The sequence below is a fragment of the Thioclava litoralis genome, assembly GCF_045278885.1.
Lineage (GTDB): Bacteria > Pseudomonadota > Alphaproteobacteria > Rhodobacterales > Rhodobacteraceae > Thioclava > Thioclava litoralis.
Map to the genome: position 1 here is coordinate 2407856 of NZ_CP135443.1, position 13253 is coordinate 2421108.

The 13253-nt window shown below is 61.6% G+C and carries 13 protein-coding genes and 1 other RNA gene; 7 read left to right on the top strand and 7 right to left on the bottom strand.

Annotated elements, in window-relative coordinates:
- Positions 1-39 precede the first annotated feature (39 nt).
- The 5 genes from cydD (at position 40) to cydX (ending at position 6486) form a co-directional block, all read left to right on the top strand.
- Positions 40-1809 (top strand): thiol reductant ABC exporter subunit CydD, encoded by a 1770-nt coding sequence (gene cydD / locus RPE78_RS11900; RefSeq protein ID WP_406720662.1) that lies wholly within the window; start codon positions 40-42, stop codon positions 1807-1809.
- On the top strand, positions 1806-3473 hold the full coding sequence (locus RPE78_RS11905; RefSeq protein ID WP_406720663.1) for an amino acid ABC transporter ATP-binding/permease protein: 1668 nt from the start codon (positions 1806-1808) through the stop codon (positions 3471-3473). Before cydD ends, RPE78_RS11905 begins: the two co-directional genes overlap by 4 nt.
- A gap of 108 nt (positions 3474-3581) precedes the next feature.
- Positions 3582-5192: a cytochrome ubiquinol oxidase subunit I gene (locus RPE78_RS11910; protein WP_339107192.1), complete on the top strand. Its 1611-nt coding sequence runs from the start codon at positions 3582-3584 to the stop codon at positions 5190-5192.
- A 6-nt stretch (positions 5193-5198) separates the two neighbouring features.
- Positions 5199-6359 (top strand): cytochrome d ubiquinol oxidase subunit II, encoded by a 1161-nt coding sequence (gene cydB / locus RPE78_RS11915; protein ID WP_339107193.1) that lies wholly within the window; start codon positions 5199-5201, stop codon positions 6357-6359.
- Between the two features lie 16 nt (positions 6360-6375).
- Positions 6376-6486, top strand: coding sequence for a cytochrome bd-I oxidase subunit CydX (cydX, locus tag RPE78_RS11920; protein WP_339107194.1), 111 nt, complete (start codon positions 6376-6378; stop codon positions 6484-6486).
- Between the two features lie 52 nt (positions 6487-6538).
- Here the strand turns inward: cydX and RPE78_RS11925 are convergent, their stop codons facing one another.
- From RPE78_RS11925 to ssrA, 6 genes are all read right to left on the bottom strand, one after another.
- A complete protein-coding gene (locus RPE78_RS11925) occupies positions 6539-7009 on the bottom strand; it encodes a hypothetical protein (RefSeq protein ID WP_406720664.1) in 471 nt (156 codons plus the stop codon).
- Positions 7006-7626, bottom strand: a complete 621-nt coding sequence (locus tag RPE78_RS11930; RefSeq protein ID WP_406720665.1) for a murein L,D-transpeptidase family protein — start codon at positions 7624-7626, stop codon at positions 7006-7008. Before RPE78_RS11930 ends, RPE78_RS11925 begins: the two co-directional genes overlap by 4 nt.
- Positions 7627-7705: 79 nt before the next feature.
- Entirely contained in the window at positions 7706-9100 is a 1395-nt protein-coding gene (fumC, locus tag RPE78_RS11935) for a class II fumarate hydratase (RefSeq protein ID WP_339107197.1), read from the bottom strand.
- Between the two features lie 188 nt (positions 9101-9288).
- Positions 9289-9750 (bottom strand): SspB family protein, encoded by a 462-nt coding sequence (locus tag RPE78_RS11940; protein ID WP_406720666.1) that lies wholly within the window; start codon positions 9748-9750, stop codon positions 9289-9291.
- Positions 9751-9854: 104 nt separating this feature from the next.
- Positions 9855-10283, bottom strand: coding sequence for an ester cyclase (locus tag RPE78_RS11945; RefSeq protein WP_406720667.1), 429 nt, complete (start codon positions 10281-10283; stop codon positions 9855-9857).
- A gap of 203 nt (positions 10284-10486) precedes the next feature.
- Positions 10487-10842, bottom strand: a transfer-messenger RNA (tmRNA) gene (gene ssrA / locus RPE78_RS11950).
- 166 nt (positions 10843-11008) lie between these two features.
- On the opposite strand from ssrA, the gene ndk reads away from it, so the two are divergent.
- Entirely contained in the window at positions 11009-11431 is a 423-nt protein-coding gene (gene ndk, locus RPE78_RS11955; RefSeq protein WP_406720668.1) for a nucleoside-diphosphate kinase, read from the top strand.
- Positions 11432-11573: 142 nt separating this feature from the next.
- Here the strand turns inward: ndk and RPE78_RS11960 are convergent, their stop codons facing one another.
- Positions 11574-12059, bottom strand: a complete 486-nt coding sequence (locus RPE78_RS11960) for an Rrf2 family transcriptional regulator (RefSeq protein ID WP_339107201.1) — start codon at positions 12057-12059, stop codon at positions 11574-11576.
- Positions 12060-12241: 182 nt separating this feature from the next.
- Here RPE78_RS11960 and speB point away from each other — a divergent pair, with 182 nt between their 5' ends.
- Complete coding sequence (speB, locus tag RPE78_RS11965; protein ID WP_406720669.1) at positions 12242-13213, top strand: agmatinase; 972 nt, start codon at positions 12242-12244, stop codon at positions 13211-13213.
- Positions 13214-13253 lie beyond the last annotated feature (40 nt).

The window sequence follows — 13253 nt, forward strand, 5'->3', positions numbered from 1 at the left end:
TAAAGCCGGACGCAACAAAGCGAGGACGGGGTGCACAGGATGGGCCACTCACAGAGCGAACCGGGGCGCGAACCGGGGCGCGAGCTCACGGGCGAACCAAGGGGCGAACCAAGGGGCGAGGCGGGCGAGGCAAGCGGGGCATCCCCCGCAGCGGACGAGGCGCTGATCCGTGCGCGGCGCGGGCGCAAGCTGCTGCGGTCGTTGATGATGCCGGAACAGCGGCAGCTGCGGACGGCGTCAGGCCTGTCGGTGTTGGCCGCGCTGGTCTGGCCGCTTCAGGCGCTGCTTGTGGCGCATGTGCTGGGAGGGCTGCTGCTGGGTAGGCCGTCCGATCCGCTGCGCGCCGCTTTGGTGTTTCTGGCATTGGGGGCTCTGCGTGCTGGGCTGGGATGGGCCGCCGAGCATATGGCGCAGCGGGCGGCCAATCAGGTGCTGCACCGGTTGCGCCTGCAGATCGTGGCGCAGGAAGCGTCCTGCGGCGAAGAAAGCGCGTTTGGTGGTGCGGGGGCGATTGCGGCGCTGGCCGCAGAGAAAACGGACCTGCTCAAGCCCTATATCACCCGCTACATGCCCGCGCAGTTTCGGGTGGCCGTGGTGCCTTTGCTGTTTCTGGCACTGGCGCTGTGGCCCTCTTGGGCGGTGGCGGTGATCTTTGCGATCTCGGGCCCGCTTATTCCGGTGTTCATGGCGCTGGTAGGCATGGCTGCAAAGGAAGCCTCGATGCGCCAGCTCGACGAGGTCGGCAGCCTGAACGACCTGCTGGTCGAACGGCTGGGCGCGGTGCTCGATATCCGCGTGCTCGGAGCGCAAAAGCAGGTGATGGCGGGGTTCGAGGCCCAGACAGGCCGCCTGCGCCAGCGCACGATGGCGGTGCTGCGGGTGGCCTTCCTGTCCTCGACCGTGCTCGAACTCTTCTCGGCGATCGGTGTGGCGATGGTGGCGGTGTTTGTCGGCTTCTCGCTTTTGGGCGAGATCGGCTTTGGCACATGGGGACGAACGCTGAGCCCCGAGGCGGGGATTTTCCTGCTGTTGATTGCGCCCGAATTCTACCAGCCGCTGCGTGACCTGTCGGCGGCATGGCATGACCGCGCCTCGGCCGAGGCGGTCGGGGCCGAGATCGAGGACTGGATGCAGGCCCGTCCGGCCCCGCTGATCGGGTCGGGGGGGCAGGCCACCCCTGTGGCGGGGCGCTGCCAGATTGCGGCGACGGGGCTGGTGGTGCATGGGCGCGCCTTGCCCGATCTGCACCTGTCCCCGGGCGAGAGTGTGGCGCTGGTGGGGCCGTCCGGTTCTGGAAAAACCACGTTGCTGCGGCTGGTGGCGGGGATCTTGCAGCCCGATGCAGGCCGGATCGATGTGGCCGGACAGGCCCTTGTGCCCGAGCGGGCCGATGGCTGGCGGGCGCGGCTGGGCTGGATGCCGCAAACTCCGCATTTCCTGTCGGGAAGCCTGCGCGACAGCCTGATGCTGCCGGAAGGAGCCGACCCTTGGCCGGCGCTGGAACGGGCGGGCGTGGCCCATGTGGTGCGCGCGCTGCCGGAAGGGCTCGAGACCACGCTGGGGGAAACCGGTGGCGGTTTGTCCGGCGGGGAGGCGCGGCGGATCATGCTGGCGCGTGCATTGGCGCGCACCCCCGATCTGCTTCTGGCCGACGAGCCGACCGCCGATCTTGACGAAGAGACGGCGCGACTGGTCAGCGACGGGATTCTGGCCGCCCATGCCGGGGGGATGGGGGTGCTGGTGGCCACCCATGATATGGCGCTTGCGCAGCGTATGGACCGGATCATCCGGTTGGAGGACGGGCTATGAAAGATCTCTTGGCCATTTTCTGGCGTCTGTTGCGGGCGCATCGCTGGGCGATGATCCGTGGGGGGGGGCTGAGCTTTGTGGTGCTGTTCATGGGGGCGGCGCTATTGGGTCTGTCGGGCTGGTTCATCGTGGCGGCGGCAGCAGCAGGACTTGCCGGTGTGGGGGCGATGTTCGACGTGTTCCGCCCTTCGGCACTGGTGCGGTTTCTGGCTCTCGGACGAGCGGCGGGGCGCTATGGGGAACGGCTGCTGACCCATGATGCGACGCTGCGCGGGCTGGAGCATCTGCGGGCCGATATCCTGCGCAGCTTTCTGGGGGCCTCCTTTGGCCGGATGACGCGGATCAGGGGGGCGCAGGCGCTCAACCGGCTGACGGCGGATGTCGATGCGCTGGACGGGGTATCGTTGCGGCTGTTCCTGCCGGTCATGGCGGCGCTGGCGACGCATCTGGTGGTCTATCTGGGGCTGCACTGGCTGCTGGGCGGGCAGATCGCGGCATGGATTTCACTGGGCTATGTGCTGGGGGGCGGGCTGATCCTGAGTGTGGCGGCGCGTCTGGCCGCGCAGGGGGCCACCGCGCGCGAGAGGGCCAGTCAGGACTTTCGCAGCGCGCTGATCGATATGATCCGCGCAAGGCGCGATCTGGCGGTCTATGGGCGGTTGCCCGAACAGGCCGCGCGCGTTGGCGGGGCCGAGATCCGTCAGGCGGCGGGCGCACAGGGGCAGGATGCGGCAGAGCGTCGGGTCGGGGTGCTGCTCAACCTTCTGACACAGGGCATTGCGGCAGGGGCGCTGGGGCTGGGCGTGGCGGCGGTCAGTGCCGGAGACTTCGCGCCCGCCTTTGCCTCGCTTGGATTTTTCGCCGCGCTGGGACTGGCCGAGACTCTGGCCCCGCTGCGTCGTCTGGCCCCCGATCTGGGGCGGATGCGGATGGCTGCACATCGGGTGCGTGTCCAGATTGGCGTTCCGGCGGCGGATCCGGTGCGGCCTGCGGGGGGGGCGCCTGTTGCACGGACCGGCCCGCGAGTGGTGCTGGAGCGGGTGTCGATCGCGCGTCCGGGCACCCGTCTGCCGGTGGTTCGCGACCTTTCCCTGACGGCGGCGCAGGGCGAGACGGTGGCGCTGACGGCTCCGAGCGGCGGCGGCAAGAGCACCGTCCTTCTTGCGCTGGCCGGTTTGTTGCCGGTGGCGTCGGGGGAGATGCGGCTGAACGGCACTGCGATTGCCACATTGGACGAGGCCGCGCTGCGGGCATCGGTGGTGCTGGTGCCACAGCGTAGCGCGCTGATTGCGGGCACTCTGGAAGACAATCTGCGGCTGGGCTGCGAGACGATCACCCCCGAGGATATGCAGGCCGCGCTGCGGGCCTGCGCGCTCGAGCGGGTGAGTGTCGCGCGGGGCGGGTTGCAGATGCGGATCGGGGCGCGGGGCGAGGGGCTTTCGGGGGGCGAGGCGCGGCGCGTGGCGCTTGCCCGCGCGATTCTGCGCAGGCCGGAGGTGCTCTTGCTGGACGAACCCACCGAAGGGCTGGACCAGAAGACCGCCGCCGAGGTTTTAAAAGGCATTCGTGATTACCTTTTACACTCTACCATCATAATGGCTTCTCATAGGCAATCTGAGGTTGTTTTCGCCGATAAAACCGTAAAAATCGAAACAGGCATTTGATTTCTACTTTTTGACGCAGATCAAGGAGCGCCCTCCGCAACAGGCGTAGGTCGCTCATATCGAAAAACGCGAATGGGAAACTCATCTTTCCCGCTAGGAGCTGAGGATATGGATTTCGGTATCGTCGAGCTGTCACGGTTTCAATTTGCCATGACTGCGATGTATCACTTCCTCTTCGTGCCGCTGACGCTGGGTCTGTCGATCCTCGTGGCGATCATGGAGACGGTCTATGTGATGACCAACCGCCCGATCTGGCGCCAGATGACCAAATTCTGGGGCCTTTTGTTCGGGATCAACTTTGCCCTTGGGGTTGCCACCGGCATCACCATGGAATTCCAGTTCGGTATGAACTGGAGCTATTACAGCCATTATGTGGGCGATATTTTCGGCGCCCCGCTGGCCATTGAAGGCCTGATGGCGTTCTTCCTCGAAGCCACTTTCGTCGGCCTGTTCTTCTTTGGCTGGAACAAGATGTCGAAGATCGCGCATTGCGTCGTGGCATGGCTTGTCGCCATCGGGTCGAACTTCTCGGCGCTGTGGATCCTGATCGCCAATGGCTGGATGCAGAACCCCGTGGGCGCGGAATTCAACCCGATGACCATGCGCATGGAGATGGTGAATTTCTTCGAGGTGCTGTTCAACGAGGTGGCTCAGGCGAAATTCGTCCATACCGTTTCGGCGGGCTATGTGACGGCGTCGGTCTTCGTGATCGGTGTCTCGGCATGGTATCTGCTGCGCGGGCGCCATACCGAGCTTGCCCGCCGGTCGATCACCGTGGCTGCGGCCTTCGGTCTGGCTTCGGCGCTGTCGGTCGTGCTTCTGGGCGACGAGTCGGGCTATAACGCCACCCATACCCAGCGGATGAAACTGGCCGCGATCGAGGGGATGTGGGAAACCGAACCGGCACCCGCACCGTTCACCGCCTTCGGCTTCCCCGACCAGACTGCGCGCGAAACCCATTACGCCATCCATATTCCCTATGTGATGGGCCTGATCGGTACACGCTCGCTGAATACGCCGATCCCCGGTATCGCGGATCTGGTGAAAACCTCGGAAGAACGCATCCGCAACGGTCTGATCGCCTATGACGCGCTGATGACGGTCCGTCAGGACCGCGCCGCCACAGCGCCCGAGGTGATGAAAACCTTCGAGGATCACTCCGCCGATCTGGGCTATGCCTTCCTGCTGAAGAAATATATCGACGATCCGCGTCAGGCGACCGACGCGCAGATCAAGCAGGCCGCCAATGATACCGTTCCCACCGTCTGGCCGCTTTTCTGGGCCTTCCGTGTGATGGCAGCGCTTGGCTTCCTGTTCATCGGCACGATGGCCTATATGTTCTACCGCGCGTCCTTCAAGGGGATGAACTATCCGCGCCCGATGCTGCATGTCGCCGTCTGGATGATCCCCGCGCCGTGGATTGCCGCCGAAATGGGGTGGTTCGTGGCCGAGTTCGGGCGTCAGCCGTGGACTGTGGACGGTATCCTGCCCACCGCGCTTTCGGTCTCGTCGCTTTCGGCCACCGAACTGCTGATGACCATTGCCGGGTTCATCCTTTTCTACACGGTGCTGTTCATCATCGAGATGGGTCTGATGCTGAAATATATCCGCAAAGGCCCGCATGAGGATGTCGCGGAAACCGAAAGCTGGATGGAGGCCCATCGGGCACGTCTGAGCGGCAGAGGCCATGCCGATGCCATCGCGGAACCTGCGGAGTAAATTGCTATGATCCTTCATGATTTAATCAGCTATGACATCTTGCGGGTGATCTGGTGGGTGCTGCTGGGCATCTTGCTGATCGGCTTCGCGGCCACTGACGGGTTCGATATGGGAACGGCTGCGATGATCCCCTTCATCGCCCGCACCGATACCGAGCGCCGCGTGGTGATCAACACCGTAGGCCCCGTCTGGGAAGGCAACCAGGTCTGGTTCATTCTGGGCGGTGGGGCGATCTTCGCCGCTTGGCCGCCGCTTTATGCGGTCAGCTTCTCGGGCTTCTATCTGGCGATGTTCGTGGTGCTTGCCTCCTTCATCGTGCGCCCCGTGGCCTTCAAATACCGCTCCAAACGCGACAGCGTGACATGGCGCCGTAACTGGGACTGGGCGCTGTGCATCTCGGGTGCTGTTCCGGCCCTGCTCTTCGGTGTGGCCGTGGGCAACGTGATCCAGGGCGTGCCGTTCCACCTGACCGATGACCTGCACACCGTCTATGAAGGCGCGTGGTATACCAAGTTCATCGGTCTGCTGGATCCCTTCTCGCTTCTGGCAGGGGTGGTCTCGCTGTCCATGCTGATCATGCATGGCGGTGCATGGGTGAACCTCAAGGCCGAAGGCGATGTGGCCGCCCGTGCGCGTGCCATCGGGTCCAAAGCCGCGCTGGTGGCTGTGGCAGCCTATGTGCTGGCCGGTATCTGGCTGGCCTTCATTCCGGGCTTCACCTTTGCCGGAGATGTGGTCACCGACGGTCCGTCCAATCCGCTCTACTTCACCGTCGAACGCTCCTCGACCTGGCTGACCGCCTATGGCGAGCGTCCGTGGATCGTGATTGCACCGGCTTTGGGGATCGTTTGCGCCTTGCTCACCTATCTGGGGCTGAAAGCGGGGCGTGAGGTGTCGACCATGCTGCTATCGGGCGTGTCGGTGCTGGGCGTGATCTCTTCGGTCGGCCTGACGATGTTCCCCTTCATCATGCCCTCGAGCAGCGCGCTGAATTCGTCGCTGGCGGTGTGGAACTCGTCCTCCTCGCATCTGACCCTCTTCATCATGCTGGTTTGTGCGGTGATCTTCGTGCCGATCATCATCGCCTATACGAGCTGGGTCTATAAGGTGCTCTGGGGTAAGGTCACCGAAGACGAGATCACCAATAACTCGCATTCGGTCTACTGAGAAAAGGAACAGACAGATGTGGTATTTCGCATGGATCTTGGGCCTGCCGCTGGCCGCCATTTTCGCCGTCATGAATGCGATGTGGCTGGAGCTGAAGGAAGACCAGAAACAGATCGACAATAAGTAAACCCTGGTCACTGGAGACAGGGTTGGAAGAGGCGGCAGAAATGCCGCCTCTTTTAGTGTCGCCCGATAGGAAAGATCCAGAAGGCCAAAGCGGGGGCTGGCCATAGGATGGAAAGGCATCTGAAAAGGAGGAAGGCGGGGGACTGTGCCGGAGTTTGCCGCAGGGCCAGCACCGTCACACATATCACAAACCCCGCTGTTCCGGCCAGCACCGTCACCGCACGCGGGTTGCGGAAATAGGGATAGTAATGGCGCAGCGCATAATAGAGCCAGAGTTCCGGTAGCAGGAAAAAGGGCCGCAGGCACAGCCAGAGCAGCGCCTGTGCCATCAGGGTCTCACTGACGCTGTTCATGCCCATGAAAGCCGCAAGCAGTGTGATATGGTCCATATTCTGGCCCATATTCTGGCCCATATTCTGGTAAGCCGCGACTGCAAAGCTGACGGCCCCCCAGAAAAGTTGCGCCAAAAACAGTAGCCCCCAGAAGGCCGGATAGCGCCATGTGCGAAACAGTGGCGCGATCATGGCTGTGGCCGGTGCGCTGCCACGACCCGATCTGTCGCGGCATCCGATAGCACGACCCGCGTGCCATTCGGCACCAGGGACCAGATCTCCTCCATCTGGGCATTGGTCACTGCAACGCAGCCATCCGTCCAGTTCCACAACCTATGCAACCGCCCCAAAGCGCCCCATCCATTGGGCAGCCCGTGGATCATGATATTGCCGCCCGGATCATGGCCCGCCGCAGCCGCCCGCGCGCGATCTGTCGCATCGGGATAAGAGATATGCAGGCTGAGATGGGCCATTGATTGAGAGTTGCGCCAGTCGATGTGATAGCTGCCTTCGGGCGTGCGCTCGTCGCCCTCGACCTGTTTCGGGCCATCCTGCCAATGCGCGCCGAAGGTGACCGGATAGCGTTTGAGGATCTGCCCCTGTCGCATCAGCACCATCTGCCGGTCGGGCTTCGAGACCACCACCAGATCGGCCTGTTGCGCTGTTGCGGCCATTGCGGGCGGGGTGCCGGAGCCTATGCGGGCCATGATCTTCGTATAGGCGGGCAGGGCGATCGCACAGCCTATCGCCAGGACAAGCTTCGGGATAAGCCTCGGGACAGGTCCCGGAACAGGCGGGGGGTTGGTCATGGAAATCAGTATCGGAAAGGGAATACGCAAAAGGGCGGCCCGAAAGCCGCCCTTCAAAGATCAGACTGCCGGTGGCCGATCAGTCATGCGGGCCGATCATCAGCTCGGGACGGACAACCTCGTCAAAGGTCTTCTCGTCCACGAAGCCGAGCGCGATGGCTTCGTGCTTCAGCGTGGTGCCGTTCTTATGCGCGGTTTTGGCAACTTTGGTGGCGTTGTCATAACCGATGGTCGGCGCAAGCGCGGTGACCAGCATCAGCGATTCATGCAGAAGCTTCTCGATGCGCGGCTCGTTGGCTTCGATACCGGCGACCATATTATCGGTGAAGGCCGAGGCCGAGTCGCCCAGAAGCTGCATGGATTGCAGCACGTTATAGGACATCATCGGGTTGTAGACGTTCAGCTCGAAGTGACCCTGAGAGCCCGCAAAACCAACAGCGGCATTATTGCCCATGACATGGGCGCAAACCATGGTCAGCGCTTCGGCCTGCGTCGGGTTCACTTTGCCCGGCATGATCGAGGAGCCCGGCTCGTTTTCCGGCAGGATCAGCTCGCCCAGACCGCAACGCGGACCCGAGCCCAGCAGACGGATGTCATTGGCGATCTTGAAGAGCGAGGCCGCAACCGTGTTGAGCGCGCCCGAGAACATGACCATCGCATCATGGGCTGCCAGAGCTTCGAATTTATTCGGAGCCGTCACGAAGGGCAGGCCGGTGATTTCGGCCATATTCGCCGCAACCGCTTCGCCCCAGCCTTTCTTGGTGTTCAGACCGGTGCCAACAGCGGTGCCGCCCTGCGCCAGTTCGTAGATGTCACCAAGGCAGGCCTCGACACGTGCAATGCCCTTGCGGACCTGATGCGCATAGCCCGAGAACTCCTGACCAAGGGTCAGAGGGGTCGCATCCTGCGTATGGGTGCGGCCGATCTTGATGATATCCTTGAAGGCTGCGGATTTCGCCTCCAGCGCTTCGGCCAGCTTCGTCAGGCCGGGCAGCAGCACATCACGCGCCGACATGGCGATACCGACATGCATCGCGGTCGGGAAGGTGTCGTTGGAGGATTGCCCCATATTGCAGTGGTCATTGGGGTGGACAGGCTTTTTCGAACCCATCTCGCCGCCCAGCATCTCGATCGCGCGGTTCGAGATGACCTCGTTGGCGTTCATGTTCGACTGGGTGCCCGAGCCGGTCTGCCAGACGACCAGCGGGAAGTTGTCGTCGAACTTGCCGTCAATCACTTCGCTGGCGGCGGCGATGATCGCATCGGCGATTTTCGCATCCATCGAACCATTGGCCTTATTGGCCATCGCGCAGGCTTTCTTGATCACACCAAGCGCGCGGATGATCGGCACGGGCTGCTTTTCCCAGCCAATCGGGAAATTCATGATCGAGCGCTGCGTCTGCGCGCCCCAGTATTTATCTGCGGGAACTTCCAGCGGACCGAAGCTATCGGTCTCGGTACGGGTCGCGGTCATAGTGGGCCTCCGTAATAACCAGCTCTGGCCATGAAACCGGCCAGCCGTCAACGCCGTTTTGTCTAAGGGCTGGAACGGGGGAATGCAAACGGTATGCGCCTGTATACGGGCGCTAACATAACAAAAGAGCCGCCCCCTGAAGGGCGGCCTGTGACCTGCGCCGGACGGTCATGCCGATCCGCGCCCGCTCAGGACTTGCGGAACTTGTCGAGGCTGACAACTTCGGCCTCGGGGCGGTCGCCTGCGGGCGGCGGATCGTCATCGCCATCCTCTTCCGGCGCTTCCTCTTCCTCGGAGTCCTGGGTTTCGAATCTCAGGCCGAATTCGACACTGGGATCGACGAAGGTCTGGATCGCGTCATAGGGAATATAGAGCGGCTCGGGATTGTTGCCGAAATTCAGCGTCACGCCGAAACCGTCATCATCGACATTGAGATTGTCGAACCAGTGCTGGATGACCACCGTCATTTCTTCAGGATAACGCGAATGCAGCCAATCCGCCATTTCAACGCCATCCGCCCGCGTGTCGAAGGTGATGAAAAAATGGTGCGCGCCCGGAAGGCCGTTTTCGGCCACATCCGAAAGCACCTCCTGTATCAGGCTTCGCATTGCGCGATGCATCAGGTTGCCATAATCGATGCTGCGGGTCATTCCTTGTCCTTCCATACCTTGGCAGGTGTTCCCTCACCATAGGGGTTTTACGACCGTTGGAAAGGGGCACTCTTGCGTCCAAGGTGCTTTAGACGCGAGAAATCTTACGAAATCTTCTCGCTGGAGAGACAGAGTTCGACAGTGTCCTTGGGTAAGAAGCCGAGTTGGCTGAACAACCCGATCAGATCGTAGTGATCCTGTGATCCGGCAATCTTGTCCCCGTCGAATTCGATCAGGGACTGGCCGGTAAAGGCGACCGTCTCACCGGAGGATTTCGAAAGCCCGCTGACGCGCATCATCACATGTAAAAAACGGCCGTTTTCATAGGAGTACAGAATGTCGTGCTGGATCGCGTCAAGCAGGGCGCGCAGGGCGGGCACCAGATCCTCGAGATCGCCGCGGGTCATGCAGACATCGGTGATGAGGCCGTGTGATTCTGTGGCATCCGTCACGAAGGCGGGCAGGCGCTCGACGCGCCCGTTCGCCCAGACTTCTTCCAGAAACTGCCGGTACAGATCGAGTTTGTCTGCCATATCTTCCCCAAACGTTCTCATGGAAAGAGTTACATCAGCTACAACTTGAAGCTGGGTTAACAACACACCCCTCAAGCATAATATATGCTACATCCTACAATTTATGGCTGCGTTGTCCAAAATAAACCGTCGATGCAATGTGCGACGATGCCATGTGTGAGGATGGCAGGAAGGGCAGGGCCAAAACGCGATTTTGGGGGAGAGGTGCAGGATTCTGTTGCCAGGCTCCTGCGGGCCCCGCCTTACGTCGCTAAACGCAAGGAGTTAGGTTTCGGTACCCGAGCTGCTTACGCAGCCAGAGCCACCGGAGCACGATTGTCGTTTGCAATTGTACTTTGTGAACCGATAACGGTGGTATCTCACCGAGACAAAGCTACATCTTTAGACGTTCGTCGATCCTATTTCGGCCCCGTGATCCCAAACGAAAGGATATATGGTGGAGCCGCCGGGTACCGCCCCCGGGTCCGAGCCGTGTATTACATGCGCGTTTATGTCCATAGTCCGGAGCAAGCCCCGAACATTGATCGATATAAGGCGCTGTCTGGCGGGTTTCAAGCCGCCGTAATGCGCCGTCTTCAGAAAACGTCACGTTTTCGGGTCGGGAAGCGGGGCAAGAGCAGTTGCCGGGGCTTTTCAAGCGCGGATGCCCATGATAGCAGGCAGGCGATATTCTCAATCGCCCCCGGTCTCCCCGCGCGGGCAAGATGCAATGGAAAGAGCTGACTATGGCTATCGAACGCACGCTGTCGATCATCAAACCCGACGCAACCCGCCGCAACCTGACCGGCAAAATCAACGCCAAGTTCGAAGAAGCGGGTCTCCGCATCGTCGCACAAAAGCGCATCAAACTGTCGATGGGCCAAGCCGGCAAGTTCTATGAAGTCCACAAAGAGCGCCCCTTCTACGGCGAACTGTGCGAATTCATGGCATCCGAGCCGGTTGTTGTTCAGGTTCTCGAAGGCGAAGGTGCCATCCTGAAAAACCGCGAAGTCATGGGCGCAACCAATCCCGCGGATGCGGCAGAAGGCACCATCCGTAAGGAATACGCCCTGTCGGTCGGCGAGAACTCGGTGCACGGTTCGGACGCGCCCGAAACCGCAGCGCAAGAAATCTCGTTCTTCTTCTCCGGCCTCGAGCTGGTGGGCTGATTTCTTCCGCCATCACATGAAAAAGCCGCCTCGGTCGAGGCGGCTTTTTTTATGGGCCCGGCTCTTCCTTCCAGGGGACATGCGCGAAGGACTCGCGGGGGAGGCCTGTGGAGCAGGGGGGAGCCTGCTCCGCAAGACAGACTTAGTGCAGCGCCGAGATCCGCGGGCTGCAGGCGGTGACATGGGGCATCGCATTGGGCAGCAGCAGGATCTTTTCAAGCTTGTCGTTGTTTTCGACAAGGTCGGCCAGATTGTAGCGATCCAGCTCGGCGAAGAAGGCTTCGAGTGCCTTGCTCAGCGCGTTGCGCAGCATGCAGCCGTCGCGCAGCGGGCAGGTGTTCGAGCCTTCATCAAAACATTCGGCAAAGGGCAGGCCGCCCTCGAAGCTGCGGAAGACCTCGCCGACCGAGATTTCGGCTGCCGGACGCGCAAGCTGCATGCCGCCGGCACGCCCGCGCCGCGTCTCGATAAAGCCGCGCTGCGACAAGGTGTTGATCACTTGAGCGAGATGGTTTTCGGAGGCGTTGCAATTCTCCGCAATTTCCGATTTTCGCACGGTCCGACCGGCATTGATGGCACAGAACATCAAGGTGCGCATTGCCAGATTGGTACGGATTGTAAGTCGCATATTCCCTCCTAAGTTGCGCGGACCTTAACCTGTTTCTGATTTGTGCGATTTGACATAGATCATATAACCGAAACCCATCTTTACGCACGGGCTTGGCTGTGCGGATTATGGCCGGATGGGGCTTGACCCGTGCGTGACATAGCGTCACGCCTTGAAGGCGTGGTTGAAACAGGGAGGCACGGATGGCGCTAGAGGATGCCAAGACACAGGTCGATGAGGCCTTTACCAGACAGAAGCGGCGTGGCCTGAGCTACGAGAACGCCTTTGGCGGCGCGACCAGCTTTCTGCGCAGGCGCTATAGCAAGGATCTTGTCGGGGTCGATGTGGCGGTGACCGGCATTCCCTTCGATCAGGCGGTGACCAACCGGCCGGGGGCGCGGTTCGGGCCGCGGGCCATCCGCGAGGCCTCGACGCTGCAGGCCTTCGATGCGCCCTATGGCTGGGGCTATGACCCGTTCTCTACCCTGAGTATAGTCGATTATGGCGATCTGGCGTTCGATTATGCCAATGTCGCACAGACGCCTGCACGGATCACCGATCATCTGCGCGGCATTCTTGCGGCGGGGGTGACGCCACTGTCGATGGGCGGCGACCATTATGTGACCCTGCCGATCCTGCGCGCCGTGGCCGAGATCTATGGCCCGATTGCGCTGATCCAGTTCGATGCGCATAGCGACACATGGGTCGATGACGATCCGGCACGGATTGATCACGGCACGTTTCTGTATAAGGCGATCAAGGAAAAGCTGGTGGACCCGAAGGCTTCGGTCTCTGTCGGGATCCGCACCGACAATCCCGATACACTGGGGGTGACGATCCTCGACGCGCCTTTCGTGCATCGTAAAGGGGTGGAGGCGGTGATCACCAAGATCAAGCAGGTCGTGGGCAAGCGTCCGTGCTATATCACCTTCGATATCGACTGCCTTGATCCGGCCTTTGCACCGGGGACGGGGACGCCGGTCTGGGGCGGGCTGGCAAGCTGGCAGGCGGCCGAGATCCTGCGCGGCCTACGCGGGCTGATGCTGGTTGGCGGGGATGTGGTCGAGGTCTCGCCCCCCTATGACACCACGGGGGCCACCGCGATTGCCGGTGCCCATGTCCTGACCGAGCTGATTGCCTTGCGCGGGCTTGTGCCTTCGGGAACCAGTTTGTGATCCGTTGTGTCGGTAAGTTTCCGGTTACACTCCCATATTA